Source organism: Streptomyces yongxingensis (assembly GCF_055597465.1).
In genome coordinates, this window is sequence record NZ_CM145717.1 from 3,139,389 (window position 1) to 3,165,347 (window position 25,959).

At 72.0% G+C, this 25,959-nt stretch carries 23 protein-coding genes; 7 read left to right on the forward strand and 16 right to left on the reverse strand.

From position 1 onward, the window contains the following. Positions 1-43: 43 nt before the first annotated feature. The 6 genes from ACZ6TD_RS13185 to ACZ6TD_RS13210 form a co-directional block, all read right to left on the reverse strand. Complete coding sequence (locus ACZ6TD_RS13185; protein WP_471353737.1) at positions 44-1,081, reverse strand: methyltransferase; 1,038 nt, start codon at positions 1,079-1,081, stop codon at positions 44-46. A 227-nt stretch (positions 1,082-1,308) separates the two neighbouring features. After that, positions 1,309-2,310 carry a TIGR03842 family LLM class F420-dependent oxidoreductase gene (locus ACZ6TD_RS13190; RefSeq protein ID WP_471353740.1) on the reverse strand — a complete coding sequence of 334 codons (1,002 nt, stop codon included), beginning with the start codon at positions 2,308-2,310 and terminating at the stop codon, positions 1,309-1,311. A 14-nt stretch (positions 2,311-2,324) separates the two neighbouring features. Beyond that, the gene (gene hydA, locus ACZ6TD_RS13195) at positions 2,325-3,728 is read right to left on the reverse strand and encodes a dihydropyrimidinase (protein ID WP_471357695.1); all 1,404 of its coding nucleotides are present in this window, start codon (positions 3,726-3,728) and stop codon (positions 2,325-2,327) included. Further along, on the reverse strand, positions 3,725-5,083 hold the full coding sequence (locus ACZ6TD_RS13200) for an aspartate aminotransferase family protein (protein WP_471353741.1): 1,359 nt from the start codon (positions 5,081-5,083) through the stop codon (positions 3,725-3,727). Before ACZ6TD_RS13200 ends, hydA begins: the two co-directional genes overlap by 4 nt. Beyond that, positions 5,080-5,922 (reverse strand): nitrilase-related carbon-nitrogen hydrolase, encoded by an 843-nt coding sequence (locus ACZ6TD_RS13205; RefSeq protein ID WP_471353743.1) that lies wholly within the window; start codon positions 5,920-5,922, stop codon positions 5,080-5,082. Before ACZ6TD_RS13205 ends, ACZ6TD_RS13200 begins: the two co-directional genes overlap by 4 nt. Before the next feature lie 300 nt (positions 5,923-6,222). After that, complete coding sequence (locus ACZ6TD_RS13210; RefSeq protein WP_471353745.1) at positions 6,223-8,217, reverse strand: hypothetical protein; 1,995 nt, start codon at positions 8,215-8,217, stop codon at positions 6,223-6,225. Between the two features lie 165 nt (positions 8,218-8,382). Here ACZ6TD_RS13210 and ACZ6TD_RS13215 point away from each other — a divergent pair, with 165 nt between their 5' ends. From ACZ6TD_RS13215 to ACZ6TD_RS13225, 3 genes are read left to right on the forward strand one after another with little or no spacing between them, the layout of a single operon-like run. After that, positions 8,383-8,844 (forward strand): MarR family winged helix-turn-helix transcriptional regulator, encoded by a 462-nt coding sequence (locus ACZ6TD_RS13215; RefSeq protein WP_471353748.1) that lies wholly within the window; start codon positions 8,383-8,385, stop codon positions 8,842-8,844. Next, positions 8,841-10,286 (forward strand): MFS transporter, encoded by a 1,446-nt coding sequence (locus ACZ6TD_RS13220; RefSeq protein ID WP_471353750.1) that lies wholly within the window; start codon positions 8,841-8,843, stop codon positions 10,284-10,286. The genes ACZ6TD_RS13215 and ACZ6TD_RS13220 overlap by 4 nt, the downstream gene beginning before the upstream one ends. A 49-nt stretch (positions 10,287-10,335) precedes the next feature. Continuing rightward, positions 10,336-10,893 (forward strand): isochorismatase family protein, encoded by a 558-nt coding sequence (locus tag ACZ6TD_RS13225; protein WP_471353752.1) that lies wholly within the window; start codon positions 10,336-10,338, stop codon positions 10,891-10,893. Positions 10,894-10,956: 63 nt separating this feature from the next. On the opposite strand, the gene ACZ6TD_RS13230 is transcribed toward ACZ6TD_RS13225, so the two are convergent. The 3 genes from ACZ6TD_RS13230 to ggt form a co-directional block, all read right to left on the reverse strand. Beyond that, complete coding sequence (locus ACZ6TD_RS13230; protein ID WP_471353754.1) at positions 10,957-11,874, reverse strand: AraC family transcriptional regulator; 918 nt, start codon at positions 11,872-11,874, stop codon at positions 10,957-10,959. Positions 11,875-11,898: 24 nt separating this feature from the next. Continuing rightward, complete coding sequence (locus ACZ6TD_RS13235; RefSeq protein WP_471353757.1) at positions 11,899-12,807, reverse strand: zinc-binding dehydrogenase; 909 nt, start codon at positions 12,805-12,807, stop codon at positions 11,899-11,901. A 345-nt stretch (positions 12,808-13,152) separates the two neighbouring features. Further along, positions 13,153-14,928, reverse strand: a complete 1,776-nt coding sequence (ggt, locus tag ACZ6TD_RS13240) for a gamma-glutamyltransferase (protein WP_471357696.1) — start codon at positions 14,926-14,928, stop codon at positions 13,153-13,155. Positions 14,929-15,232: 304 nt separating this feature from the next. On the opposite strand from ggt, the gene ACZ6TD_RS13245 reads away from it, so the two are divergent. Next, positions 15,233-15,988, forward strand: a complete 756-nt coding sequence (locus ACZ6TD_RS13245; protein ID WP_471353759.1) for a hypothetical protein — start codon at positions 15,233-15,235, stop codon at positions 15,986-15,988. A 61-nt stretch (positions 15,989-16,049) separates the two neighbouring features. Here the strand turns inward: ACZ6TD_RS13245 and ACZ6TD_RS13250 are convergent, their stop codons facing one another. Together ACZ6TD_RS13250 and ACZ6TD_RS13255 are read right to left on the reverse strand one after the other, a co-directional pair. Next, positions 16,050-16,802 carry an ABC transporter permease gene (locus ACZ6TD_RS13250; RefSeq protein ID WP_471353762.1) on the reverse strand — a complete coding sequence of 251 codons (753 nt, stop codon included), beginning with the start codon at positions 16,800-16,802 and terminating at the stop codon, positions 16,050-16,052. A 739-nt stretch (positions 16,803-17,541) separates the two neighbouring features. Further along, positions 17,542-18,321: an ABC transporter ATP-binding protein gene (locus tag ACZ6TD_RS13255; protein ID WP_471353763.1), complete on the reverse strand. Its 780-nt coding sequence runs from the start codon at positions 18,319-18,321 to the stop codon at positions 17,542-17,544. 90 nt (positions 18,322-18,411) lie between these two features. Between ACZ6TD_RS13255 and ACZ6TD_RS13260 the strand changes: the two genes are divergently transcribed. The 3 genes from ACZ6TD_RS13260 (at position 18,412) to ACZ6TD_RS13270 (ending at position 21,707) form a co-directional block, all read left to right on the forward strand. After that, the gene (locus ACZ6TD_RS13260) at positions 18,412-19,074 is read left to right on the forward strand and encodes a TetR/AcrR family transcriptional regulator (protein ID WP_471353765.1); all 663 of its coding nucleotides are present in this window, start codon (positions 18,412-18,414) and stop codon (positions 19,072-19,074) included. Continuing rightward, positions 19,062-19,367, forward strand: a complete 306-nt coding sequence (locus tag ACZ6TD_RS13265; protein ID WP_471353767.1) for a DUF6204 family protein — start codon at positions 19,062-19,064, stop codon at positions 19,365-19,367. The genes ACZ6TD_RS13260 and ACZ6TD_RS13265 overlap by 13 nt, the downstream gene beginning before the upstream one ends. A gap of 720 nt (positions 19,368-20,087) precedes the next feature. After that, on the forward strand, positions 20,088-21,707 hold the full coding sequence (locus tag ACZ6TD_RS13270; protein WP_471353769.1) for a CocE/NonD family hydrolase: 1,620 nt from the start codon (positions 20,088-20,090) through the stop codon (positions 21,705-21,707). A gap of 40 nt (positions 21,708-21,747) precedes the next feature. Here ACZ6TD_RS13270 and ACZ6TD_RS13275 read toward each other — a convergent pair whose 3' ends face one another. The 5 genes from ACZ6TD_RS13275 to ACZ6TD_RS13295 all read right to left on the reverse strand — a co-directional run bounded on the left by ACZ6TD_RS13275 (position 21,748) and on the right by ACZ6TD_RS13295 (position 25,908). Continuing rightward, positions 21,748-22,620, reverse strand: coding sequence for an amino acid ABC transporter permease (locus tag ACZ6TD_RS13275; protein ID WP_471353771.1), 873 nt, complete (start codon positions 22,618-22,620; stop codon positions 21,748-21,750). Continuing rightward, positions 22,617-23,261 carry an amino acid ABC transporter permease gene (locus tag ACZ6TD_RS13280; protein ID WP_471353773.1) on the reverse strand — a complete coding sequence of 215 codons (645 nt, stop codon included), beginning with the start codon at positions 23,259-23,261 and terminating at the stop codon, positions 22,617-22,619. Before ACZ6TD_RS13280 ends, ACZ6TD_RS13275 begins: the two co-directional genes overlap by 4 nt. 10 nt (positions 23,262-23,271) lie before the next feature. Continuing rightward, positions 23,272-24,186: a glutamate ABC transporter substrate-binding protein gene (locus ACZ6TD_RS13285; RefSeq protein ID WP_471357699.1), complete on the reverse strand. Its 915-nt coding sequence runs from the start codon at positions 24,184-24,186 to the stop codon at positions 23,272-23,274. A 17-nt stretch (positions 24,187-24,203) separates the two neighbouring features. Continuing rightward, positions 24,204-24,950 (reverse strand): amino acid ABC transporter ATP-binding protein, encoded by a 747-nt coding sequence (locus tag ACZ6TD_RS13290; protein ID WP_471353774.1) that lies wholly within the window; start codon positions 24,948-24,950, stop codon positions 24,204-24,206. Between the two features lie 517 nt (positions 24,951-25,467). Further along, the gene (locus tag ACZ6TD_RS13295) at positions 25,468-25,908 is read right to left on the reverse strand and encodes a DUF6278 family protein (RefSeq protein WP_471353776.1); all 441 of its coding nucleotides are present in this window, start codon (positions 25,906-25,908) and stop codon (positions 25,468-25,470) included. Positions 25,909-25,959 lie beyond the last annotated feature (51 nt).

The window sequence follows — 25,959 nt, forward strand, 5'->3', positions numbered from 1 at the left end:
TCGCACGGCGCGCCCGCCGGGGGTGTCCTCGCCTGGTTCCGGACTATGCCTTGCGGCCGGTGATCACGACGGTGTCCGCGCCGAGGGGCACCCGTCCGGCGGGCTCGATGCCCACCGCGCGGAACCACTCCTCGTACTCGGCGCCCGTGTAGACCATGCCCTCGCCGGAGGCGATGGTGTGGAAGTACGCGGACAGCAGCGCCGCTCGCTCGGGGCCGGTGCCGTCGTCGTCCTGGCGCGGGGTGACCACGTAGATCCCGCCGCCGGGAGGGAGGGCGCGGGCGGCCTTGGCGAGGAGTTCCTGGACTCGCTCGGGGGACCAGATCTCCAGGAAGTGCGCGAAGAGCACTCCGTCGCAGCCGGTCGGGAACTCGTCGTGGAAGGCGTCGAGGCTCACCGCCCGCACCCGGTCGGCCAGCCCCAGCTCCTCGATCTTCTGGTTGGCGGCCGCCGCCACCGAGGGCAGATCGCCGATGGTGATGCGCAGATCCGGCCGACGGGCGGCGAAGTTGGAGGCGTTGATGGCCGTTCCGCCGCCGATGTCGAGGAGGTGGGTGCACTCGGAGAGATCGAGCTTCTCTCCCAGTTCGGCGCCCACGAGCCTGCTCACCGAGGACATCATGGTGTGGAATGTGGCTTCCAGTTCGGGATTTTCGGCGAGCCGCCCGTAGAGGGTGGGCGCCGTTCCCGGAATCTCCCGCCGCAGACCGACGTTGGTGTCTTCCTTGAGGGATTCACAGAACCAGGCCATCGCCCGGTAGATACCGTGTTGTTCCCAGGGAATGTTGGAGGCGGGCGCCTCGTCGAAGTTGGCGGTCAGCGGCTTCGAGAGAGGGGTGGTGTGGTAGCCGTCGCCCTTCTTGTCCAAAAGCCCGAATACCGTACAGCCGAGAAGGAGGATGCGGGTGGGCTGCTCCTTGAGGCCCAGTCGGGTGGCTATCTCGCCCACGGCCAGGCCGGGCTCCTTCTCCACCAGTGCGAAGAGCCCTAACTGGAATGCCGCGCTCAGGAACTGAAACCGATAGTGGGCCTTGTAGAGCCCCCGGAGTTCCACATCTATCGGTACCTCGGTTTGTGTCATGCCCAACCCTTCTGTGGCAAGGAGTCGTTCGGCCGACCGCACATCAGAGCACAAAAACCGAGGTGATTGTAACCATGTTCGAAGGTTTTCGGGGGTCCGCTTTTTGTTCTCCGCGGCCGCCCGCCGATAGCCGACGGGCGGCCGCGGAAACGGAATTAACCCCTCCTTGGGAAAAGGGGCCGTGCCCCCTTGCGGTGCGCGGCTGAGCCGGTCCGTCGGTGAGCCGGTCAGCCGGTCAGCGCGGGGATGACGTGCTCGCCGTACGCGTCGAGCGTGCGCTCCTTCGCGTCGTGCATCGCGTAGACCGCGAACTGGCCGACCCCCAGCTCGCGCAGCCGCTCCAGCTTCTCGATGTGTGCCTCGGCCGGGCCCAGCAGACAGAACCGGTCCACGATCTCGTCGGGCACGAACGCCGTGTCCGGGTTGCCGGCCCGGCCGTGGTGGGCGTAGTCGTACCCCTGCCGCTCCTTGATGTACGCGGTCAGGGACTCGGGCACGGCGCCGGAGTGCTCGCCGTAGCGGGAGACCAGGTCGGCCACGTGGTTGCCGACCATGCCGCCGAACCAGCGGCACTGCTCACGGGCGTGGTCCAGGTCGTCCCCGACATACGCGGGGGCGGCGACGCAGATGGTGACCGCGTCCGGATCGCGCCCGGCCCCGGCTGCGGCGGAGCGCACCGCCTTGACCATCCACTCCGTCAGGAACGGGTCGGCGAGCTGGAGGATGAAGCCGTCGGCCTTCCGCCCGGCCAGCGCGAGCGCCTTGGGGCCGTACGCCGCCATCCACACCGGCAGCCTGCTGTCCTCGATCCAGGGGATCCGCATCGGGCTGCCGTCCACGACGGCCTCCCTGCCCTCCGCCAGATCGCGGATGGCGTCGATGGCGTCCTCGAGCCGGGCGAGGGTGTTGGGCCTGCGCCCCGCCACCCGCAGCGCGGAGTCGCCGCGGCCGATCCCGCAGATCGTGCGGTTGCCGTACATCTCGTTGAGCGTGGCGAAGGTGGAGGCGGTCACCTCCCAGGTGCGGGTGGACGGATTGGTGACCATGGGGCCCACGATCAGCCGCTCGGTCCGGGCCAGGATCTGGCTGTGGATGACGAACGGCTCCTGCCACAGCACGGCGGAGTCGAACGTCCAGCCGTAGCCGAAACCGTTGCGCTCGGCGCGGCGCATCAGCTCGACGACGGCCGAGGCGGGTGGATCGGTCTGCAGCACGAGTCCGAAGTCCATGCTCGCTCCCTGGGTCAGCTCAGGTACTGACAGGTGTCGCGGATGAGGAACTGGCCGTGCCCGGCCCGTCCGGTGTACTCCCGCTGGTCGATGACGGGGACTCCGCGCGAGAGCACGGTCTCGACCTGCCCGGTGATCTGCTTGCCCTCGTACGCCGAGTAGTCGACGTTCATGTGGTGGGTGTCGGCCGACAGGGTCTGCCGCGCCTCCGGGTCGTAGACGACGATGTCGGCGTCGGCCCCGGGCGCGATGGTGCCCTTGCGCGGGTAGAGGCCGAACATCCGGGCCGGGGTGGCGCAGGCGATCTCGATCCAGCGGCGGCGGGAGATATGGCCGTCCACCACGGCCTGGTGGAGCAGGTCCATCCGGTGCTCCACGCCCGGCATTCCGTTGGGGATCTTGGAGAAGTCGCCCCGGCCCAGCTCCTTCTGCCCGGCGAAGCAGAACGGGCAGTGGTCGGTGGAGACCACCTGGAGGTCGCCTGTCCGCAGCCCCCGCCACAGCGCGGCCTGGTGCTCCACGGGCCGCAGCGGGGTGGAGCAGACGTACTTGGCGCCCTCGAAGTCCGGTTCGGCGAGGTTGTCCGTGGACAGGAACAGATACTGCGGACAGGTCTCGCCGAAAACCGGAAGCCCCAGGTCACGGGCGTGGGTCAGCTCCGCGACGGCCTCCTGGGCCGACACATGGACGACGTACAGCGGGGCGTCGGCCACCCGGGCGAGCTGGATGGCGCGATGGGTCGCCTCCGACTCCAGCAGCGCCTTGCGGACCTCACCGTGGTAGCGGGGGTCGGTCCTGCCCTCGGCCAGGGCCTGCTCGACCAGGACGTCGATGGCGATGCCGTTCTCGGCGTGCATCATGATCAGCCCGCCGTTGCCGGAGGCGCGCTGCATGGCCCGCAGGATCCGCCCGTCGTCGCTGTAGAAGACCCCCGGATAGGCCATGAACAGCTTGAAGCTGGTCACGCCCTCCCCCACCAGGAGATCCATCTCCTTGAGCGTGCTCTCGTTCACATCGGAGAGGATCATGTGGAAGCCGTAGTCGACGGCGCAGTTGCCGCGCGCCTTGAGGTGCCAGGCGTCCAGCCCCTCGCGCAGGGCGTGGCCCACCGTCTGCACCGCGAAGTCCACGATCGTGGTGGTGCCGCCCCAGGCCGCCGCCCGGGTGCCGGTCTCGAAGGTGTCGGAGGCGAAGGTGCCGCCGAACGGCATCTCCATATGGGTGTGCCCGTCGACCCCGCCCGGGATGACGTACTTGCCGGTGGCGTCGATCGTACGGTCGGCGGTCCAGCCCTGGGCCCACTCGTTTCCGGGCGCGGCGAGGGCGGCGACCTTGCCGTCCTCGATCAGCACATCGGCCGGGGTCTCCTCGGCGGCGGTCACGACCAGCCCGCCGCGGATCACGGTACGGGACATCAGCTCGCGCTCCTTCCGGACCGGGTGGTCTCCAGGGCGGTCCTGAGGGCCGCTTCGAGGATCTCCGCGCCCTCCTCGGCCTCGGCGACGGTGAGGCTGAGCGGCGGGGCGATCCGCAGCACGCTGCTGTTGTGCCCGCCGCCCTTGCCGATGAGCAGCCCGCCCTCCCGGGCCGCCTCCAGCACGGCGGACGCGCTCTCGGGCGACGGACCGCCGGTGCCCGGGTCCACCAGCTCGATGCCAATCATCAGCCCCCGGCCGCGGACCTCGCGCACACCGTCCAGACCGGCGCAGGCGGCGCGCAGCCGCTCGATCAGCAGCCCGCCGACCCGGCGGGCGTTGCCCTGGAGATCGTGTTCGACCAGGTGGTTGAGGTTGGCCAGACCGGCGGCCATGGTGATGGGGCTGCCGCCGAAGGTGGAGATGGAGTTGGCGCCCAGGCAGTTCATGACCTCGGCACGGGCGATGACACCACCGATCGACATGCCGTTGCCGATGCCCTTGGCGAAGGTGAGGATGTCGGGCGGCCCGGAGCCGTCGTGCGCCTGCCAGCCCCAGAAGTGGTCGCCGGTGCGGCCCCAGCCGGTCTGCACCTCATCGGTGATCCACAGGATGCCGTGCCGGTCGAGCACCTCGCGGAAGGCGGCGAACAACCCGTCGGGCGGCGAGGTGAAGCCGCCGACACCCTGGATCGGCTCGGCGATCAGCGCGGCGACATTGCCGTGCGCCTGGCCGAGCACGTCCTCGAGGTCGGCCACGCACGCCTTGATGAACTCGCCGTCGGACAGCCCGGCGAACGGGCCCCGGGTGCGCACCGCGCCGTGCACGTACAGCGTCTGCAGCGGGGACAGGCTGGTCGGCGACCAGCCGCGGTTGCCGGTGATGCCGACGGCCGAGAAGGAACGGCCGTGGTAGCTGTTGCGCATAGCCAGGATCTGGTTGGAGCGGCGGTAGGCCGTGGCGAGCAGCAGCGCCGTGTCATTGGCCTCGGTGCCGGAGGTGGTGAAGAAGACCCGCGCGTCCGGGATGCCGGACAGCGCGGCGACCCGCTCGGCCAGGTCGACCATGGGCCGGTCGAGGTAGAGCGTGGAGGTGTGCAGGATCCGGCCGGCCTGCTCGCTGATCGCCTTGGTGACCTCGGGGAGGGCGTGGGCGGTCATCGTGGTGAGGATGCCGCCGAAGAAGTCGAGGTAGCGGTTGCCCTCGGCGTCCCGGACATGGCGTCCCTCGCCGTGGGTGATCTCGATGGGGCGCTGGTAGTAGACGGCGAGCCAGTCGGGGAGTACGGCCTGGTGGCGGGCGTGGAGGGCGGCGTGGGGGCCGCTGCCCGGGGCGCTGTCGCCGATGTCGCCGCTCATGGCCGCACCAGCCCCTCGTAGGCGTCGGGGCGCCGGTCGCGGTAGAACGCCCACTGCCGGCGCACCTCGTCGATCAGGCCGAAGTCGAGGTCGCGGACGATCAGCTCCTCCTTCTTGTCACTGGCCACATCGCCGACGAACTGGCCGCGCGGATCGACGAAGTAGCTGGTGCCGTAGAAGTCGTTGTCGCCGTACTCCTCGGTGCCGACGCGGTTGATCGCGGCGATGAAGTACTCGTTGGCGACGGCCGCCGCGGGCTGCTCCAGCTGCCACAGGTAGGCCGACAGACCGCGGGAGGTGGCCGAGGGGTTGTAGACCAGCTGTGCCCCGGCCAGGCCCAGCTCGCGCCAGCCCTCGGGGAAGTGGCGGTCGTAGCAGATGTACACCCCGACCTTGCCGACGGCGGTGTCGAACACCGGCCAGCCCAGGTTCCCCGGCTTGAAGTAGTACTTCTCCCAGAACCCCTTGACCTGCGGGATGTGGTGCTTGCGGTACTTGCCGAGGTAGCTGCCGTCCGCGTCGATCACGGCGGCGGTGTTGTAGTAGAAGCCGGACTGCTCGAGCTCGAAGACGGGGACGACGATCACCATCCCGGTCTCCCGGGCCAGCTCCCCCATCCGCCGCACGGTCGGCCCGTCCGGCACCGCCTCCGCCCACCGGTAGTGTTCCGCCTCCTGCACCTGGCAGAAGTACGGCGCGTTGAACACCTCCTGGAAGCCGATCACCTTGGCGCCCTGAGCGGCCGCCTGCCGGGCGTATTCCTCATGCTTCGCGATCATCGATTCGGTATCGCCGGTCCAGGTGGCCTGGACGAGAGCGGCACGTACGAGGTTGGCCATGATCAGCTCCTCAACCTGTGTCTACGCACGTAGAATCCGGCTCTGAAGAACGTAAGAGCGCACTGACCACTCTGGCAATACCGCCGCCGTTACTCAACGAAGACGATCACGTTTCGTGTTTTATCGGATTGTAGGTGGCGGTGCTCGGTCGTGAGCCGTAGGTTTCCCCACCCCGCCCCTTCCCGAAACGAGGGGGCTTCGCCCCTCGACCCCCACAGGGGCTCCGCCCCGGATCCCGCTCCTCACCCCCAGCCACCGCTGGGAGGTGCCCCCTGGAGGGGCTGGAATACCGAGCCGACGTCAGGCGGGGCCGGGGACGCCCGGCAGGCGCGCGGTGCGGAGGGCGTGGGCCAGGTCGTGATGGGTGCTGGAGGAGACCTCGGTGGCCGCGTCGAGCAGCAGGGGCACCAGCGTGGCGGGGTCCTCGGCCGCCGCTCGCGCCGCGTCCTCCGGCGTACGGGCCCGTACGAGCGCCTCCAGCAGGAACGCGGCCCTGCTCCGGGCGCCCGCCGCGAGGAGCGCCTTCACGGTGTGGGCCACCTCGGGGACGGGGCGTGAGACGCTCTGCCGCAGCAGCCCCTCGCCGTCGGCCTCGCGGTCCGCCGCGACCAGCGCCTCGGCGGCCGCCGCGAGCTGCGCGGGCGGCAGGCACGCCGTCTCCCACAGCAGCGTGGACACGTCGACCCCGAGACCCGCGCGCTCCAGCTCCTCCGCGAGCACCGGCAGCCGCGCGGCGGGCCAGGCGGCGGCCTCGTACAGCACGACGTGGGCCTCGCCGGAGCGGCCCTCGGCCCGGAGCCGGCCCAGCCGCGCGACCGCCTCCTGGGCGGCACGCCGCGCCGAAGCGCGCTCCGCCGCCTCGCGGGCGAGCCGCCGCCCGTCGTCCGCCGCCCTGTCCCGCCTATGACGTCTGCCGCCGTCCGCGCCCGCGTGCGCCCCGGCGAACCGCGCACCACGCGGGGTCGCGCGGACCTCGGCTCCGCTCTCCGCCGAGGGAGGCGCGGGCGGGGGCAGCTCCGGCGCCACCGCGGCGGCCTCATCCCCGGCCCCGGCGAACCGCGCGCCGCGAGGCCGAGCTCGCGCGGGGGCGGGAACGGGCGCGGGCGCCGTCGGCTCCGGACTCCGCGCGGTGGGCTCGAAGGACGCATCCGCAGCGGGCGCCGAGGCGCCCGCGGGGATGCCCGGTGACGTGGACCCCGGCCCCAGGGTCGTCGCCGCGACCTCCGGGGTCGGCACCCCGGGCCCCGTGACCACCTCCGCCGCCCCCGCGAACCGCGCGCCGCGAGGTCGCGGCCTCACGGGGGCAGGAGCGTGCTGGGCGGTGACGGGGCCCGGCGTCGCCGACCAGGGCTGGGCGGGCTCGTCGCCCCCGGCGACCGCCGGCTCACCGCCAGGCCCGGCGGACACCTCGTCCCGCGCGGCGGGCCCGAGCGACGCGGCGCCGGGGCCGCTGCCCACCCCTGCCGCGCCACCGCCCTCCCACGCAGCGGACCCGACCGACCCGGCACCAGAGCCGCTGACCACCCCTGCCGTACCGCCACCGCCCCGCGCGGCGGACCCGACCGACGCGGAGCCAGGGCCGCTGCCCACCCCTGCCGCGCCACCGCCCTCCCACGCAGCGGACCCGACCGACCCGGCACCAGAGCCGCTGACCACCTCTGCCGCGCCGCCGCCCTCCCCTTCGTACGCCGTCGCGAACCTCGCCCCCTGCGGACGCCCTCCCCGGCCCACCCCGCCCGTCGCGGGCGCGGGCGCACCCGCGGGGGTGCTCGGTGGTACGGGTCCCGCCGCTGCGGCCTGTGCGGCCAGGCGGGCGTGGAGTTCCTCCGTGCGGGCGGTGGCGCGCTGATAGTCGTCGTGGGCCCAGGCCAGCTCCGCGGCGAGGCGGTGCCGGGCGGCCGGGTCCTCGGCGGTGGACAGGGCCGACCGGAGGTCGACCGCGCGTTGGGCGGCGTTCCGGCGTTCGCGGAGCATGCCGTCCAGGCGGTCCCGGAGGGCCTCGCGACGGCCGGGCCCGGCGTCGTGGGCCGCGACCGAGGCGCGGTAGAGGGTCGCCGCGCGGGACGCCGCCTCCTGGGCGGCCCCGGGGCCGTGCTGGGCGGAGAGGTCCTGGAGCAGGGACTGGACGAGGTCCCACGGCGGCACCTCGAGGCCGTCGAGACAGGCCCGCAGCCCGTCCGGGTCGCGCAGGGCGAAGACGCCGTACCAGCCCGCCCGCGCGTCCAGCCGTCTCGTCAGCGCCCGCAGATACGTCGCGAACTCCTCGACCTCGGCCGGGAGTTGCCCGCCCGCCATGGCCACCCCTCCCCCTCGGACGATGGGCGATGCACAACCCGAGGCCACGCATTCGACACCCTGCGTGTTACGGGACCGGTTACGGCTGTGCTACGGGCGCTTTTCCGGCTCCGCACACGACAGCCAAACTTGCAAGTTTGACTGTTGATTTCTTATGCTCGAGCCATGACCCCGCATGATCGAACGCCCATCGCGGCCGACCCGCGGCCGGAGGAGCACCTCGCCGTCGACCTCGCCGGCGTCGTCACCCAGCTGATGCGCCGCATGCGGGCGGCCTCCTCGCAGGGGGCGCTCACCCCCTCCCAGCGCGCCGTGCTCAGCCGACTCTGCAACGAAGGGCCGACCACCACCGCCGCACTGGCCCGCGCCGAGTTGGTCCGGCCGCAGTCGATGCGCATGATCCTGGCGGCGCTGGAGGAGCAGGAGCTGGTGGAGCGGGCCCCGCACCCCACCGACGGACGGCAGGTGGTCTTCTCGAGCACCGAGCGGGGGCGGCAGGCGATCGCCTCCGTACGACAGGCCAAGCAGAGCTGGCTGCTCGACGCGATCGACACCCGCCTCGACGCCGATGAGCGCCGCACCCTCGCCGAGGCCACCGACCTCCTCAAGCGACTGGTCCAGGAATGACCGACACCGCGGGAAAGCCCGCCATACCGGCGACCGGGGCGGCGGGCGAGAGCCACGCCCCCGCCGATCCCTTCGGCCCCCGGCTGATGACCCCGCTACTCATCGGCTCGGTCCTCAACCCCGTCAACTCCACGATGATCGCCACCGGCCTGGTGGCCATCGGCCACGACTTCGGGGTCGGCGCCGCCCAGACCGCCTGGCTGGTCGCCTCCCTCTACCTCGCCAGCGCCGTGGCGCAGCCGGCGATGGGGCGGCTCGCGGATCTGCTCGGTCCGCGCCGGGTCTTCCTCTCCGGGCTGCTCGTGGTGTGCGCCGCCGGGCTGGTGGGCGCGCTCGCGCCCGCGTTCGGCTGGCTGATCGCCTCGCGGGTGCTGCTCGGCATCGGTACCTCCGCGGCCTACCCGGCGGCGATGGCGCTGCTGCGCGCCCAGTCCTTCGCCACCGGACGGGAGACGCCGCGCACCGTACTCGGCCGGCTCTCGCTCGCCTCGCTCGGCAGCGCGGCGGTCGGACCGGTGCTGGGCGGGGTGCTCACCGCGACGGCCGGATGGCGGGCGATCTTCGCGGTCAATGTGCCGCTGGCCCTGATCGGCATCACGCTCGCGCTGCTCTGGCTCCCCAGGACCCGCATGACGAGCGCGGAGGACGGCGCGGACTCCGGGGCCCGTACGGAGGGCGCGGGGTTCGATCCGCTCGGGATCGCGCTGTTCACCGCCACCCTCACCACCCTCATGATCTTCCTGATGGACCTGGAGCGGCCCAACTGGGCGCTGCTGCCCGTCGTCCTGGTGCTCGCGGGCGTCCTGACCTGGTGGCAGTTGCGCCGCCCCCGCCCCTTCATCGATCTGCGGATGATCGGCCGCAACCGCTCCCTCGCCCTCACCTACCTCCGCCACGGCACCGCGTACCTGGTCATCTACATGGTCATGTACGGATACGCGCAGTGGCTGGAGGAGGGGCACGGCTACTCCGCCTCCCACGCCGGTCTGATCATGCTGCCCATGTCGGGCGCGGCCGCCGTGTGCTCCCTGCTCGGCGCCCGGACGAAGGGCATCTACGCACCGCTCGTCCTCGCGGCCGTCCTGCTCGCCGCCGGGAGCGGGGTGCTGCTGCTCGCCGACGAGTCCACCCCGCTGGTCGCGCTGCTGCTGGCCGCGGTCCTCTTCGGGCTGCCGCAGGGGCTGTCCTCGACCGGCAACCAGGCCGCCGTCTACACCCAGGCCCCGCCGAAGAGCGTCGGCGCGGCGGCCGGGCTCCAGCGCACCTCGCAGTACCTGGGCGCGATCACGGCCGCCGGGCTGATCGGGCTCTTCTACGGGCAGCGGGCGACCGCCGCCGGGCTGCACGGCATCGCCATGGTGGCGGGTGCGCTCAGCCTCGCGGTGCTGGTGCTGACCGCCACCGACCGGGCCCTGCGCGGCCGCGCCCGTACCCGCACCTGACCACCTTCCGTCCCCTCATACGCCCCACAGACCCACCCCAGGAGGCACCGTGCCCGCCACCACGCTCGACCCGAACACCGCCCTGGTCCTCGTCGACCTCCAGAAGGGCATCACCGGACTGCCCACCGTCCACCCCACCGCCGAGGTCGTCGAGCGCGGCGCCCGGCTGGCCGCCGCCTTCCGCGAGCGTGGGCTGCCGGTCGTCCTGGTCCGGGTGGTGGCCGGGGCTCCGGGCCGCACCGAGGCGCAGCGGGGCGGGGGCGGCGGGCAGTTCCCGGCCGACTTCGCCGACCTCGTGCCGGAACTCGGCCGCGAGGACGGCGACATCGTGGTCACCAAGCACACCTGGGGCGCCTTCCACGGCACCGACCTCGACCTCCAGTTGCGCCGCCGCGGGGTGACCCAGGTGGTGCTCGGCGGCATCGCCACCAGCATCGGGGTGGAGTCCACGGCCCGTGCGGCGTACGCGCACGGGTATCACGTGACTCTCGCGACCGACGCCATGACCGACATGGACGCCGAGGCGCACCGCAACAGCGTCGAGAAGGTCTTCCCCCGGCTCGGGGAGACGGACTCCACCGACGCGATCATCGGCCTGCTGGGCTGACGGACGATCTGGCGGACAGGCGCAGGGGTGCCGTTGACGAGCGGTGAACCAGGTGACAAACGATCACTTGCGGAGTCGAGAACGGTACTCGCCCGGGGCCATGCCCCGGGCACGTCGGAAGGCACGGCTGAAAACGTGCGGAGAGCCGTATCCGACCGCGCCGGATATCGACTCGACCGATTCATCGGTATCGCGGAGCCGGACGGACGCCAGGTCCATGCGCCACTGCGTCACGTACGCGCCGGGCGTCTGTCCGAGAGCGGACCGGAAGCGCCTGGACAGCGTCGCCCGGGAGACGCTGGTCGCGGCGGCCAGGGTCTCCGTGGTCCAGGGGTGTTCCGGTTGGGCGTGGACACATGCCAGGGCGTCGCGCACGACCGGGTCACGCATCGCGCCCAGCCATGAGCCGGACCGCTCCTCCGGATGGCGGGCCAGCCAGGCGCGTACGAACTGGACGAGCAGAAGGTCGACGATGCTGTTGACGGCGGCGGTGGTGCCGATCTGCGGCTGTGCGAGCTCCGCCGTGAGAAGCTCGACGGTCCTTCTGAGCTGTGCGTTCTCCCGGGCTGCGACGTGCATCGGCCGGGCCAGGGAGGTGAGCACCGGTGTGCTCACCTCCGGGTCCTGCTCATAGTGCAGGACGATCACTTCCGTCTGCGCCGGGGCCGAGCCCAGTTGGAGGGCTCTGCCATCGGCGAGGGCCTGGACCGCCGCCTCACGGTCGCAGGAACCCATCGTCACGCTGGAGCCGCCGGCTATCCCGTGTGCGGTGCCCGGCGACACCAGGACGGCGTCTCCGGCCCGCACCTCCAGGGGTTTCTCGCCTGGGACGTGGAGCCACATCGTGCCGCGGGACACCACGTGCAGTGCCGCTCCTGGATAGGAGTCCAGCCACTGGCCCCAGGTCCCTCCGGCCTTCAGCACGACCCCGAGCGCCCCTCGCGCACCCGAAACACGCAAGACCTCCGCGAGTACGTCCATGGTTCCATTCTCGTTCGACGGGCGTCAGACCACGTCAAGAACGATCTTTCCGTGCACCTTCCGCGTGAACAGTGCCTGGATGGCGTCGTCCACGTCCTGCCAGTCGCCTCGCAGTCCGACCGGTGCCGAGAGCTTCCCGGCGGCCATGAGGCCCAGCAGGTCCGTCAGCTCCTCGCTGGGCGGCGTCATGTCGCCGTAGGTGGCGATGGTGCGTGGTTCGCCGAAGCCGAACAAGGTCCCTGAGGGGAACGTGGTGTCCTGCCCCGAGGAGAAACCGACCAGGTGGATGGTGCCGCCCTCGGCGAGGGAACTCCACGCCTGGCCCACCAGCGGTCCACCGACCGTGTCCAGGACGAGGTCGAACCGGCCCTCGGTCTCGGCCAGGTCGGTCAGGACCTCGTCGGCCCCGAGTTCGCGGAGTCCGGCAGCCCGGTCCGGCGAACCGACAAGCGCCGTCACCCGGGCGCCCGCCAACGCCGCCAGCTGGACGGCGAAGTGCCCCACGCCCCCGCTGGCGCCGGTGACCAGGACGTTACGCGCCAGCAGGGAACGCTTGCGCAGCACCCGCAATGCGGTGACCCCGGCGACCCCCAGCGCGGCGGCGTCGGCCAGATCCACGCCCTCGGGGACGGCGCCGAGCCAGGCTGGGCTGACCGCCACCCGCTCCGCCCAGGCGTAGGGAGCCATTCCCAGCGCGACGCGCGCGCCTTCGGGCGGCCCCGAGCCGTCGGATGCGGCGCGCACCACGACGCCGGCCGCGTCGTGACCGTGCACAGCGCCGGCCGGCCACTCGTGCGGGTACCTCAGCTCGCCGAAATTGAGACCGATGTGCCGTATCTCCACCAACGCCTCACCGGCGGACGGCACGGGCTCATCGACATCGGCGAACCGGACGGGTCCGGCCTCGCTGTGATCGACCACAAGGGCGCGCATAAGGTGTGCTTCCTTCTCTCGTGGATCCGCCTGAACACTCGGCGCGGTGGCGGGCGGCAGCGGATCGAGTGCGCGAATGCCGCACTGCCGCGTGCGCAAAATCCTTACGCACGGTCAGGACAGCGACCAGGCCCGTAAGGATCAATCAGTTGACGATCTGTGTCAGTGCGACTCGCGGCGCGTCACCGGCCTCGGCGTCGTGCGTGAGGGCACGGTGGCGGATCCGGTGGGGCGTCCAGCCGTCCAGGGCCGGAGGGGCGGAGAGAGGCGCCCCGGGGCGCGCGGCACACTCAACGCGCCCCCGAGTACGGCGGGCTCCCCCGAGCCGGAGCCCGCCGTACCTGGTCAGCGCTTCGGGCTCACCACCATCGCCGAGCCGCCGCCCCGCCGTTCGGTCTCGGCCGCCGCCAGCCACCGTCCGCCGGACAGCCGCTGCACACCGGTGGCCGCCCCGATCTCGGGGTTCTGCTTGAAGGAGTGGCCGAGTGCCTCGAGCTTGGCGCGCTCCGGGCCGTTCCACAGTCCCGGTTCCAGCTCCGTCTGGGCGGCGTTGCGCTGGCTGGCGCGCGGTGCGGCGATCGCGTCGACCAGCGGCATGCCCCGGTCGAGATGGTTCAGCAGGGTCTGGAGCACGGTGGTGATGATGGTCGCCCCGCCCGGGGAGCCCAGCGCCAGCACCGGCTTGTGGCCGTCCAGCACGATCGTCGGCGACATGGACGAGCGCGGCCGCTTCCCCGGGCCCGGCAGGTTCGGGTCGTGGACGGCGGGATCGGCGGGCGCGAAGGAGAAGTCGGTCAGCTCGTTGTTGAGCAGGAAGCCACGGCCGGGGACGGTGATCCCGCTGCCGCCGGTCTGCTCGATGGTGAGGGTGTAGGCCACCACGTTGCCCCACTTGTCGGCGACCGTGAGATGCGTGGTGTTCTCGCCCTCGTACGTGGTCGGGGCGGCGTGGCCCCGGGCGTCGCAGGAGCCGGGCCCGGACGGGTTGTTCGGGTCACCCGGCGGGACGGGGCTCTTCAGCACCGCGTCGTCCTTGATCAGGCAGGCCCGGGAGTCGGCGAACCGCTGTGAGGTGAGCCCCTTGGTGGGGACGTCCTCGGCGGCGGGGTCGCCGACCCAGCGGCCCCGGTCGGCGAACGCTATCCGGCTGGCCTCGATATAGCGGTGCAGATAGTCGACGTCGCTGAGCTTGGAGAGGTCGGTCTTCTCCAGGATGTTGAGCGCCTCGGCGACGCTCGTGCCGCCGGAGGACGAGGGCGCCATGCCGTACACGTCCAGACCGCGGTAGTCGGTCCGGGTCGGGGCCTGCCGCTTCGTCCCGTAGGACCGCAGGTCCTCGGCGGTCAGATCGCCCGCGCGCACGACGCGCTGCGCCTTCGGGTCGACGGGCGGCTTGCGCACGGTGTCGACGATGTCGCGGCCCAGCTCGCCCTTGTAGACGGCGCCGACGCCCTTCCTGGCCAGCAGCGCGTAGGTACGGGCCAGGTCGGGGTTGCGGAAGGTCGAGCCGACCGCCGGGGGCTCGCCACCGGGCAGGAAGAGCTTGGCGGTGGCCGGGAAGTCCTTGAAGCGGGCCTGGTTGTCGGCGGTCTGCTGACGGAAGGTCGGGTCGACCGTGAACCCGTCGCGGGCCAGCCGCTCGGCGGGCCGCAGCACCTGCCCCAGCGATCGGGTGCCCCAGTCCTTCAGGGCGTCGTTCCAGGTGGCGGGGGTGCCGGGGGTACCGACGCTCAGCCCGCTGGTGACGGCGTCGGCGAACGGCAGCGCTTTACCGTTTTTGTCGAGGAAGAGCTTCTGGTCCGCGCTGCGGGGCGCGGTCTCGCGGCCGTCGAGCGTGTAGACCTTGTGCCGCTCGGCGTTGTAGTAGACGAAGTATCCGCCGCCGCCGACACCCGCCGAGTACGGCTCGGTGACCCCGAGCGCGGCGGCGGTCGCCACCGCCGCGTCCACCGCGTTGCCCCCGTGCCGCAGGACGTCGATCCCGGCCGCCGAGGCGTCGGGGTCCACGCTGGAGACCGCGCCGCCGTAGCCGACGGCCACGGGCGTCTTGGCGGGAGCGCCCTTGTCGGCGCTCCCGTGCCCGGCGGCACCGGCCGGGACGACGCCCAGTACGGCGACCATTCCGGCCGCGGCGGCGAGCGCGGGCAACCGGCGCCGGACGGCCGCCGCGGCGGAACCGGCGGACTCGGCGGACTCGGCGGACCCGGCGGATGCGTCGGTGGTGGACCTGGTTGACGATGCGGCTGGTCGTGCGGCGTGCCCCATCCGTGACCTCCAAGCGAAATGACAGGGGCCGGAGCCTACCCGCGAGCCACATGCCCCCAACAGGGGTGCATCGGTCCCCCATCCGTTCATGTGTCCGTTTCGGCGTTCGTTCATCCGTACGCTCGAACGTGTACCCGGTCGGCCGCTACGATGCGCGGCCATGACAGACACCCTGCAGGACCTGATCGCCTCCGCGGCCGCCCTGATCGTGGGCCTGGCCGCCGGCTGGGCCGTGCACTCCGCGTTCGCGCGCCGCAAGCGCGCCCGCGAGCAGCGCTTCTTCGGTCTGCCGGACGGGTCGGAGTGTGTGATGGTCACCCACCGGGACAGCACCTCGGCCCACTGGAGCATCCCCCGCCATGACGCGCTGGCGCTGCTGGGGCTGGCATCGGTCGTGGAGAACTGCGGGGCGCACGCCGAGGTGGCCCCGCATGACACGGGGCTGCAGGGCTTCGGGGCGCGCACCGAGTTCTGCGTCGGCGATCCGACCGCGCACCGCAGGCTCGCCGCCCATATGACCAATCTACTGCCGGGCGTCACCGTGCACCCGGGGGACGACTCCGGCACGGACCGGGGGATGTTCACCATCGCCGGTACCCACTACCGCCCGGATCCGGGCGCGGTCGAGCATGTGCTGCTGGCCCGGCTGACGGCGGGCGACGAAAGCCGCCCGGTCTTCCTGGCCGCCGGGCAGCGGCCGGTCACCCATCGCGCCGCCGTACGCCACCTCGTCCGCAACCGCGCCCGGCTGGCCCGGAAGTACGGCGCGCAGGGCTCCTTCTGCCTGCTGCTGAAGGTGGTCAACTCGCAGGCGTACGGCCCGGATCTGGTGGAGGTGGTCGCGGATGTGACCAAGTCCGCGACCACCTCGGTCGGCCCCCGCGCCGCCGCGAAGGCGGCCGCGAAGGACGACTGAGGCGGCCAAGGACCGCGGAGTCGGCCAAGGACGGCTGGGTCAGCCAAGGACGGCTGGGTCGTCAGCCGCGAACCCGGCCGAACAGCCGCGCCCCACCCATCAGGCACAGGGCCGCCAGGGCCAGGGTGACGGCCGCCCCGACGGCGACCGTGGTGGTGGCGTAGTGCCCCAGGAACACCTGGCGCACCGCGTCGACCGTGTAGCGGAACGGCACGGCGCGCGAGGCGCCCGCCAGCCATCCGGGGGCCAGGGTCATCGGCAACAGCAGCCCGGAGAGCAGCATCAGCGGCATGCCCGCCGTATTGGCGATGGCGGCGAACTCCGGGGCCGTACGGACGTTCATGGCCAGCCCGTAGGAGAGCGCGGACAGGGCCGCCGCGAGCACGGCCACGAACAGCAGCCCGAGCAGCACGCCGAGGAGCGGCGCGCGCAGCCCGAAGGCCAGGCCGAGCAGCACCAGCAGCACCGACTGGGCCACGAGCTGGACGACATCACGCAGGGTGCGGCCGAGCAGCAGCGCCAGCGGGCTGACCGGGGTGACCCGCATCCGGTCCAGTACGCCGAGGTTGCGGTCCATCAGCAGGCCGAGCCCGACGTACGACCCGCCGAGCAGGGCGAGCTGGACGAGCACACCGGGGACCAGCGTCTGCCAGGACGATCCGCTGACGCCCATGTCGAGTTCGGTCAGCAGAGGGCCGAAGAGGGCGAGGAAGAGCAGCGGCTGAAGCATTCCGAAGAAGAGATTGGTCTTCGAGCGAAGCGTTGAGCGCAGACAGCGGCCGAAGATGATGCCGGTGTGGGCGAGAAGAGTCATAAGAGGCCCTTGGATGTGTCGGATGTCGTAGCTGGCGTTACGGGGTGTCCGGCGGCCGCGCGGCGGAGCCGCATATCGAGGCTTTCCCCTCCCCGCCCCTTCCCGCAGGATCCATCTGCGGCTCCGCCGCGTGGCAGGGGCTCCGCCCCTGGACCCCGGACCCGGGCCGGAGCCCCGCCACGCGGCCGGAGCCGCGGGAAGGGGCGGAGCCCCGATCCGGGACCTGGGGCGAACCCCCGGTCCGAGGTCTCCGGCGAACCCCCCGGTCCGCGAGTCTGAGGCGAAGCCCCGACCCGCAGGTCTCGGGCGGAGCCCCGCCCCGGGATCTCGGGCAAAGCCCCGGCCCGGGGGCGGAGCCCCGATCTGGGTCTCGGGCGAGCGCCCGATCCGCGGGTCCGGGAACCCCCGGCCCGGGATCTGGGGCAAAGCCCCGATGGAGGATCTGAGGCGCCCCCGGTCCAGGGCCTGAGGCGAACCCCCGGCACGGGGCCTCGGGCGAACCCCCGACCGAGGATCTGGGGCGCCCCCGGTCCAGGGCCTGGGGCAAAGCCCCGGCACGGGGCCTCGGGCGAACCCCCGACCGAGGATCTGAGGCGCCCCCGGTCCAGGGCCTGAGGCGAACCCCCGATGGGGGGTCCGGGGCGGAGCCCCGGTCCGGGGTCTGGGGCGGAGCACCAGTTTCGGGAAGGGGCGGGGAGGGGAACAGCCCGCCACAGGCGGCGAGACCCGTCGGACACCCCTAGATGGCGAGGGGCTGATCGGCCGTGCCCCGGCCGGTGATCGCGAGGAAGGCGTCCTGGAGGCTGGCGGCCGGATCGCCCGCATGGCGGCTCTTGAGCTCGGCGGAGGTACCTTCGGCGACGATCCGCCCGGCGTCCACGACCACGATCCGATCGGCGAGCGCATCGGCCTCGTCCAGGTAGTGGGTGGTGAGGAAGACCGTGGTGCCGTGCTCGGCGCGGACGCGCCGCACCAGATCCCACAGCTCGGCCCGGCTTCCCGGGTCGAGACCGGTCGTGGGCTCGTCGAGGAAGAGCACCTCGGGCCGGTTGACCAGGCCCAGCGCGATCTCCACCCGGCGGCGCTGACCGCCGGACAGGGCGGCGGTCGGGCGGTCCATGAGCCCCGACAGGCCGAGCTCACCGGCGAGTTCCTCGGCACGCCCGGCCGCCGCGCCCTTGGACATCAGATGCAGCCGCCCCTGGGTGACCAGTTCCTCGCGTACGGAGCACCCGGGGTCCAGGCCGCCCGACTGGGCCACATAGCCGATCCGCCGGCGCACGCCCGCCGGATCGCGGAGCAGATCGCGCCCGGCGATCTCGGCCTCGCCTCCACTGGGCGGCAGCAGGGTGGTGAGCATGCGCAGGGTCGTGGTCTTACCGGCCCCGTTGGGGCCCAGGAAGCCGAGGATCTCGCCGCGACGGACGGTCAGATCGATCCCACGGACGGCGTGCACGGGGCCGCTGCCCAGCGAGAACGTCCGGGTGAGGCCGTGAACGCGGATGACGGATGAGGACATGCCCCGATCAGAGCACAACGCACGCCAAACTTGCAATCGACTTAAAACTTTCATGCGAGTGCGAGTTTGCAACGGGCTACACTGACGGCCATGAGCGAAGGACTGCGGGAGAAGCACAAGCGCCGCACGCGCCAGCGGATCGCGGACGTGGCCACCGGCCTGTTCCTGGAGCGCGGCTTCGACCGGGTCACGGTCGCCGAGGTCGCCGAGGCCGCGGAGGTGTCCGTCAACACCGTCTACAACTACTTCCCGGCCAAGGAGGACCTGGTCCTGCCGCCCGACCAGGCGTCACCCCGGCGGCTCGCCGACATCGTGCGCGAGCGCCCGCCCGGCCGGTCCGCCGCCCAGGCGGTGCTGGACCGGCTGCGCGAGGAGGTGGAGCGGCGCGACCGCTCGCTGGGGCTGACCGAGGGCTTCGGCCCGTTCTTCGCGATGATGCGGGCCGCCCCCACGCTGCTGGCCCGGCTGGAGGAGCTCGGCCACCGGATGAACGACGAACTGGCCGCCGTGCTCGCCGAGGAGACCGGCGCGGCGCCGGAGGATCCGCTGCCGCGTGTGGTGGCCGCCCAGATCAGCGGCTATCACTCGCTGATCTTCGGCGAGATCGGACGGCGCGTCACGGCGGGCGAGCGACCCGACGCCATCGCCAAGGCGGTGACCGAACTCCTCGACGCCATCGAGGAGATGCTCGGCGCGCCGATGCTCGGCTATGCGGTCCGGGAGGGACGGGAGGAGCGATCGTGTTCCGAGTGACGATCCGGGGTGCCTTCGAGGAATTGGGCGAGGACGGTCGCGAGGCGCTGCGCGGTGCGGTCGACGCCGTCCAGGTGGCCTTCACCGAGGCGGGCACCTTCACCTGCGACCGCAGCCTTTCGGCGTTCACCTTCCGCTGCGAGGTTGCGGCGGAGCCGGATGACGGCGAGCGGGAGGCGACCGAACGGGCCATCGCGGCCCTGGCCGCGCATGGTTACCCCCATCGGATCCTGAGGATCGGCGTGACGGACATGCGGAACATCAAGATCCGCCGCAAGGGCGCCCGACGCTGAACGCTCGCGGGGCGGGCGGCACGTAGCGCGGTCCCGGGCCCGGTCCGGGCCCAACCGAGGGCCTGGGGCCGAGGCTTGCACGGTGGGCGCGATCCCGCGCGAGCGGCGCTACGGGGTGTCCGGGGGCCACGCGGCGGAGCCGCATATCGAGGCTTTCCCCTCCCCGCCCCTTCCCGCAGGATCCATCTGCGGCTCCGCCGCGCGGCAGGGGCTCCGCCCCTGGACCCCGGACCCGGAGCGGAGCCCCGCCACGCGGCCGGAGCCGCATATCGATGCCGCGGGAAGAGCCGAAGCCCCGATCCGGGGTCCGGGGCGGAGACCCCCGCGGTGGAGCCGCATATCGGTGCTGCCGGGAAGGGGCGGGGAGGGGAACAGGCCGCCGCAGGTGTCACGATCCGTCGGACACCCCCAAACGCGGGGGCCGGGGCCCAGCCCGTGCCCCACACCCAGCCCCGGGGCCGGGACTCAACGCGCGGTCACATCTCGGCACCGGCGGGGTTCCGCGCGAGCGGAATTCCGCATAGGCGGGGCCGGACCCTGGCGGGTCCGGCCCCCGGATAGCGCCCCGGGCCGGGCCGGCCCCGGCAGCCGACTGCGACCCTCTATCGTTACCCACGCGTAACTTACCGCACTATTACCGCCGGTAAACACCCGAGTTACCGTCAGGTCACAAGCACCGGTGCTCCCCTGCCCCCACGGCATCCCCCACCAGGAGCCATCGTGACCCCTGCCCGAAAAGCCCTCCGCCCCACGACCGCCGCCGCCCTCTCCGTCACCGTCATGGCCGGTGCGGCCTTCGGCCTCGCCCCCGCCACCGCCGCCGCGGCACCGGCCCCGACCGCCACCACAGCCGCCTCCACCGCCACTTCCTCCGGCGTCTCCGTCCGCTTCGTCGACATCCCCGGCGGCGGCGGCGTCAACCTGGCCGCCAACGTCGTGGCCCCCGCGAACGCCGACGCCTCCCACCGCCTCCCCCTCGTCGTCCTGCCCACCAGTTGGTCCCTGCCCCAGGTCGAATATCTCGCCCAGGCCAAGAAGCTCGCCGAAACCGGCTATGTGGTGCTGACCTACAACACCCGCGGCTTCTGGCAGTCCGGCGGGAGGATCGAGACGGCCGGGCCGCCCGATATCGCCGACGCGTCCAAGGTCATCGACTGGGCGCTCGCCAACACCCCGGCCGACCCCGACCACATCGGCATGGCCGGGCTCTCCTACGGCGCCGGGATCAGTCTGCTCGCGGCCGGTGCCGACCCGCGGATCAAGGCCGTGGTGGCCATGAGCGGCTGGGCGGACCTGGTCGGCTCGATCTACAGCGGCCGCACCCAGCACACCCAGGCCGCCGGGCTGCTCGCCGGGGCCGGGGCGCTGACCGGCCGGCCCAGCGAGGAGTTCCGGCAGATCCTCGATGACTTCTTCTCCTCCAATCTGGCCAAGGAAAAGGATCTGATCGCCTGGGGCGAGAAGCGCTCCGCCGCCACCTACCTCGACCGGATCAACGCCAATGGCGCGGCCATCATGCTGGGCAACTCCTGGGGCGACTCGATCTTCCCGCCCAACAGCTACGCCGACTTCTTCGAGAAGCTGACCGGCCCCAAACGGCTGGAGCTGCGGCCCGGCGACCACGCCACCGCCGAGCTCACCGGGCTGCTCGGACTGCCCAACACCACCTGGAACCACGCCCGGCAGTGGCTCGACCGCTACCTCAAGGGCGAGCGCAACGGCATCGACCGCCAAGCGCCGGTGCAGCTGACGTCCCGTACGGCGGACGGTGACGACTACGAGGGCTACCCCAGTTGGTCGGCCGTCCCCTCCGAGCAGCGCCGCGTCCCGCTCGCCGCCACCGAGAAGGTCACCGCCAACCACGACTCCGGCGCCAACGCCGGAACCGTGCTGCTCGGCGGCGCCCTCGACCAGTTCCTGAAGCTCCCGCCGCTCGCCTCGGTCCCGCTGCTGCCCCGGTCCTACGCGGCCGTCTGGCAGACCGGGGCCTACGCCCGCGAGCAGCGCGTCCGCGGCACCGTGAAGCTCCACACCACCGTGACCGGCGACCGCGCCGACGGTACGGCGGTGGCGTATCTGTACGACGTGGGCCCGCTGGGCGTCGGCAAGCTCATCACCCACGCCCCGTTCACCTTCCACGACCGCACCCCGGGCACGCCCTTCGCCGTGGACCTGGAGCTGTTCTCCACCGCGTACGACGTCCCGGCCGGTCACCGGCTGGCGCTGGTCGTGGACACCGTCGACCCGCTCTACATCGAGCACAACCCCGACGGCGCACACCTCACGTTCTCGTCGCCGGACGCCGACCCGTCCCACCTCACGATCCCGGTCCGCGACTGAAGCGACCGAAGCAACCGAGACTCCCTCCGGCCGTCCCGGCTCAGCCGCGGGTGTCCCCCGGCATCGGGGCGGCCGGTTCCGCGGCGGCGACCTCGACCTGGCGGGTCTTCACACTGCGCCGCTCCCGCTTGGCCACCCAGTTGGCGAACCACGACAGCAGCATGCACATCCCGATGTAGATCGGTGAGATCACCATGACCACCGGGATGAACGGCAGGTCGTAGTCGAGATTGGACGCGATCAGCTTTCCGGCGTGCAGAAACTCCTCATAGGTGATCAGAAAGCCGAGGGAGGTGTCCTTCAGGGCCACCACGAGCTGGCTGATGATGGCCGGGAGCATCGCCCGCACCCCCTGCGGTACCAGTACGGACATCATGACCTGCGTCTTCCGCAGGCCGAGCGAGTACGCCGCCTCGCGCTGGCCGCGGTCCACCGAGTTCACCCCGGCCCGGAACACCTCGGCCAGCACCGAGCCGTTGTACAGCGTCAGCCCGGTCACCAGGGCGGGCAGCGGCTGGACCCGCAGCGCCACGAAGACGAAGAAGATCATCACCAGCACGGGCATCGCCCGGAAGAACTCCACCACCAGCGTGGCCACCCAGCGCAGCGGGCGGCGCTCGGAGAGCCGCCCGGCGGCGAGCACCCCGCCGAGGGCGAGCGAGAGCACCGCGGCCATGCCGAACGCCTTGAGGGTGCCCGCGAGCCCGTTCAGCAGCAGCTCCTGGATGCCCTTGTACTCGAACGGCATCCACTTGCGGTAGGCGAACTGACCGGTGTGGATGAGGAGATAGACGATCCAGCCGAGCAGGACCAGCAGCACGGCCGTCCCGGCCAGCGCGTACATCCGGTGCCGCCGACGGGTGTGGGGCCCGGGGACGTCGTAGAGGGCGCTGGTGATCGAGGGGGCGGTCATCGCGGCACCCCCCAGCGCCGCTCCAGCAGGGAGAAGATCGCGCTGATGGCGAGGGTGATGATCAGGTACCCGGCGGCGATCCAGACGAAGGACCAGATGATGCTGTAACCCCGCTCGTTGAGGGGTTTGTAGGTGCCGAGCAGTTCGGTGACGCTGAACGATCCGGCGATGGCCGAGTTCTTGGCGAGCGCGATCAGGGTCGAGCCGATGGGCGGGATGACCGTGCGGAACGCCTGCGGCAGCACCACCGCGCTCAGCGTCTGGTCGAACGTCATGCCCAGGCTGCGGGCCGCCTCGCCCTGCCCCACCGGCACCGTGTTGATGCCCGCTCGCACCGCCTCGCAGATGAAGGCCGAGGTGTAGCAGCCGAGCGCGATCACCGCGAAGACGGTGAACGGCAGCACAAGACCGAAGCGCGGCAGCCCCAGCATCACCGCGAAGAACAGCAGCGTCAGCGGGGTGTTGCGGAGCACCGACACCCAGACGGTGCCGAACACGCGCAGCGAGGCGACCGGCGCCACCCGGAAGGCGGCCATGAGGATGCCGAGCGCGAGGGCGAGCAGCGAAGCGTAGACGGTCAGCTGCACAGTGCCGAGGAAGCCCTTGCCGTAGAGCGAGAAGTTCTTGGTGAGCACGTCCATGGGAGGGCCTTCAGCCGGTGCGGTAGCGGTCGATGGGGGGCGGCTTGGGGGCGGGCACACCCGAGAGGCCGAGGGTCGCCTCGTACGCCTTCTTCCAGTCGCCGTCGCGCTCGTGGAAGAGGATCGCGTCGTCCAGCGCGAAGCGCAGCGCGTTGTCCCGCTTGGGCACGCCGATGCCGTACGGCTCCTTGGAGAAGGGCCGGCCCACCAGCTTCAGCTCGTCGGGGGCCTTGGCCGCGTAGCCGAGCAGGATGGTGTTGTCGGTGGTCACCGCGTCCACCTGGAAGCTGAGCAGGTTGTCCACGCACACCGAGTAGGTGTCGTAGGCGACCGCGTGGGCCTTGGGGTAGTCGGCCTGGATGCGCTGCAGCGGGGTGGAGCCGGCCACCGAGCAGACGGTCCTGCCCGCGAGGTCGGCGGGGCCGTGGATGTCGTTCTCGTCGGTGCGCACCAGCAGCGACTGACCGGCCATGAAGTACGGCCCGGCGAAGCCGACCAGCCGTTTGCGCAGCGGATTGATGGTGTAGGTGCCGACGTAGTAGTCGATCTGGCCGCTCTGGAGGGCGGTCTCACGGTTGGCGGAGGCGATGGTCTGGTACCGGATGGTGCTCGGGGCGAAGCCGAGGGAGGCGGACATCATGCGGGCGATCTCGATGTCGAAGCCCGAGTAGCGGCCGGTGGCCGGGTCCCGCTCGCCCAGATAGGGCTGATCCTCCTTGACCCCGACGGTGAGATGGCCGCGGCGCTCGGCCCGGCGCCAGGTGGGCGAGGCGGGCAGCCGGAAATGGGTGTCCACCTTGTAGGTGGGCAGCTTCTCGGCCCGGGGGCCCTTGGCGGGCGGGCTGCCCTCCTTGCCGCAGCCGGGCATGAGCAGCAGGACCAGGGCGGTGGTGAGGGCGGCGGTCGCGCGGCGCAGACGCCTCATGTCCGTCATCACCCGGCTCAGTGCTTGAGGATCTTGGACAGGAAGTCCCGGGCGCGCTCGCTCTCGGGGGCCCGGAAGAACTCCTCCGGCGTACGGTCCTCGACGATCCCGCCGTCGGCCATGAAGACCACCCGGTTCGCGGCGGAGCGGGCGAAGCCCATCTCATGGGTGACCACGACCATGGTCATGCCGTCCTGGGCGAGTCGGCGCATCACCTCCAGCACCTCATTGATCATCTCGGGGTCGAGGGCGGAGGTCGGCTCGTCGAAGAGCATCACCTGAGGGTCCATCGCCAGCGCGCGGGCGATGGCCACGCGCTGCTGCTGGCCGCCGGAGAGCTGGGCGGGGAACTTCGCGGCCTGGTCGGCGAGTCCGACCCGGTCCAGCAGCTCGCGGGCGCGCCGCTCGGCATCCTGCTTGGCGCGGCGGCGGACCTTGGTCTGACCGAGCATCACGTTGTCCAGCACGGTCCGGTGGGCGAAGAGGTTGAACGACTGGAAGACCATGCCGACCTCGGCGCGCAGCCGCGCCAGCTCCTTGCCCTCCTCGGGCAGCGGTCGGCCGTCGACCACGATGGAGCCGGACTGGACGGTCTCCAGCCGGTTGATGGTCCGGATCAGGGTGGACTTGCCGCCGCCGGAGGGGCCGATGATCACGACGACTTCGCCGCGCCCGACGGTGAGGTCGATGTCCCGCAGAACGTGCAGCGCGCCGAAGTGCTTGTTGACGCCGCGCAGCTCGATCAACGGCTCACCGACGGCCATACCCGGCCCCACCCACCTTCCGCGTGTCCCCGGGTCAGCGGTCTCCCGGTCAGCGCAAGCTATCCGGACAGCTGCGGAGCTTTGAGTACGGACACGCGCTCAAGGGCGGATACCGCCCGACAGGGCTTACGAGGTGTCCGGCGGATCGTGACGCCCGCGGCGGGCCGTTCCCCTCCGCGCCCCTTCCCGCAGCATCGATATGCGGCTCCGCCGCGTGGTGGGGCTCCGCCCCGGACCCCGGCCGGGCGACCCGGATGTGCGCGGGCGTCCGCCCGGTCGCCCGCCGCGTCGGCGTGCGGACCGCGATCAGCCCGCGGCGCAGGTGTTCACGGCGCGACGGCCGGCTCGTCAACCCCCCGGGGTCTGGGGCGAAGCCCCAGGGCGGGGGCTGCGGCGGAGCCCCGGTCCGGGGTCTGGGGCGAAGCCCCGGCACGAGGTCTGGGGCGAAGCCCCAGTTGTGGGAAGGGGCGGGGAGGGGAACGGCCCGCCGCAGGCGTCACGACCGGTCGGGCGCCCTCTATGCCTCGGCGACCTCGGCGTAGCGCTGGGAGAGTTCGGGGGCGCCGTCGGCGGCCCACTGCTGACCGGCCTCCACGACGTCGACCTCCCGGCCGGAGGCCAGCCGGACGACGGGCCGGCCGTTGGGCCACACCTGCCAGACGGCCCCGGGGACGGTGCGGACGATGACCGTGCCCAGGTAGAGACCCGCGTCGTTACCGAGCCAGGGGAGCTCGTCCGGGTCGTCGCGCCAGCGTGGCGCCATCTGGTCCAGCGCCTCCAGGGAGGCCGTGGAGTCATCGAGCCCGATACCCGCGTCGGAGGCCCGCGCACGCAAAAGTTCGCATTCGGAGAGCAGTTGGGCGACGCCCTGGGGGTCCTCCTCCTGGGCACCCATCAGGGCCGCGCCCGAGGCGGGGCCACGTCGCTTGCGCCAGTTGCCCAAGAAGGAGATGTTCATACCGCTCAGCGTGGCATCCAGGCCACCGGCGCACCACAGGGCGCGCGGTAT

Bases quoted from the DNA above. Each gene is read 5' to 3' on its own strand.
- ACZ6TD_RS13185 (WP_471353737.1), bottom strand. From the start codon at position 1,081: ATGACACAAACCGAGGTACCGATAGATGTGGAACTCCGGGGGCTCTAC.
- ACZ6TD_RS13190 (WP_471353740.1), bottom strand. From the start codon at position 2,310: ATGGACTTCGGACTCGTGCTGCAGACCGATCCACCCGCCTCGGCCGTC.
- ACZ6TD_RS13200 (WP_471353741.1), bottom strand. From the start codon at position 5,083: ATGAGCGGCGACATCGGCGACAGCGCCCCGGGCAGCGGCCCCCACGCC.
- ACZ6TD_RS13205 (WP_471353743.1), bottom strand. From the start codon at position 5,922: ATGGCCAACCTCGTACGTGCCGCTCTCGTCCAGGCCACCTGGACCGGC.
- ACZ6TD_RS13210 (WP_471353745.1), bottom strand. From the start codon at position 8,217: ATGGCGGGCGGGCAACTCCCGGCCGAGGTCGAGGAGTTCGCGACGTAT.
- ACZ6TD_RS13215 (WP_471353748.1), top strand. From the start codon at position 8,383: ATGACCCCGCATGATCGAACGCCCATCGCGGCCGACCCGCGGCCGGAG.
- ACZ6TD_RS13220 (WP_471353750.1), top strand. From the start codon at position 8,841: ATGACCGACACCGCGGGAAAGCCCGCCATACCGGCGACCGGGGCGGCG.
- ACZ6TD_RS13230 (WP_471353754.1), bottom strand. From the start codon at position 11,874: ATGGACGTACTCGCGGAGGTCTTGCGTGTTTCGGGTGCGCGAGGGGCG.
- ACZ6TD_RS13235 (WP_471353757.1), bottom strand. From the start codon at position 12,807: ATGCGCGCCCTTGTGGTCGATCACAGCGAGGCCGGACCCGTCCGGTTC.
- ggt (WP_471357696.1), bottom strand. From the start codon at position 14,928: ATGGTCGCCGTACTGGGCGTCGTCCCGGCCGGTGCCGCCGGGCACGGG.
- ACZ6TD_RS13245 (WP_471353759.1), top strand. From the start codon at position 15,233: ATGACAGACACCCTGCAGGACCTGATCGCCTCCGCGGCCGCCCTGATC.
- ACZ6TD_RS13250 (WP_471353762.1), bottom strand. From the start codon at position 16,802: ATGACTCTTCTCGCCCACACCGGCATCATCTTCGGCCGCTGTCTGCGC.
- ACZ6TD_RS13255 (WP_471353763.1), bottom strand. From the start codon at position 18,321: ATGTCCTCATCCGTCATCCGCGTTCACGGCCTCACCCGGACGTTCTCG.
- ACZ6TD_RS13260 (WP_471353765.1), top strand. From the start codon at position 18,412: ATGAGCGAAGGACTGCGGGAGAAGCACAAGCGCCGCACGCGCCAGCGG.
- ACZ6TD_RS13275 (WP_471353771.1), bottom strand. From the start codon at position 22,620: ATGACCGCCCCCTCGATCACCAGCGCCCTCTACGACGTCCCCGGGCCC.
- ACZ6TD_RS13280 (WP_471353773.1), bottom strand. From the start codon at position 23,261: ATGGACGTGCTCACCAAGAACTTCTCGCTCTACGGCAAGGGCTTCCTC.
- ACZ6TD_RS13285 (WP_471357699.1), bottom strand. From the start codon at position 24,186: ATGAGGCGTCTGCGCCGCGCGACCGCCGCCCTCACCACCGCCCTGGTC.
- ACZ6TD_RS13290 (WP_471353774.1), bottom strand. From the start codon at position 24,950: ATGGCCGTCGGTGAGCCGTTGATCGAGCTGCGCGGCGTCAACAAGCAC.
- ACZ6TD_RS13295 (WP_471353776.1), bottom strand. From the start codon at position 25,908: ATGAACATCTCCTTCTTGGGCAACTGGCGCAAGCGACGTGGCCCCGCC.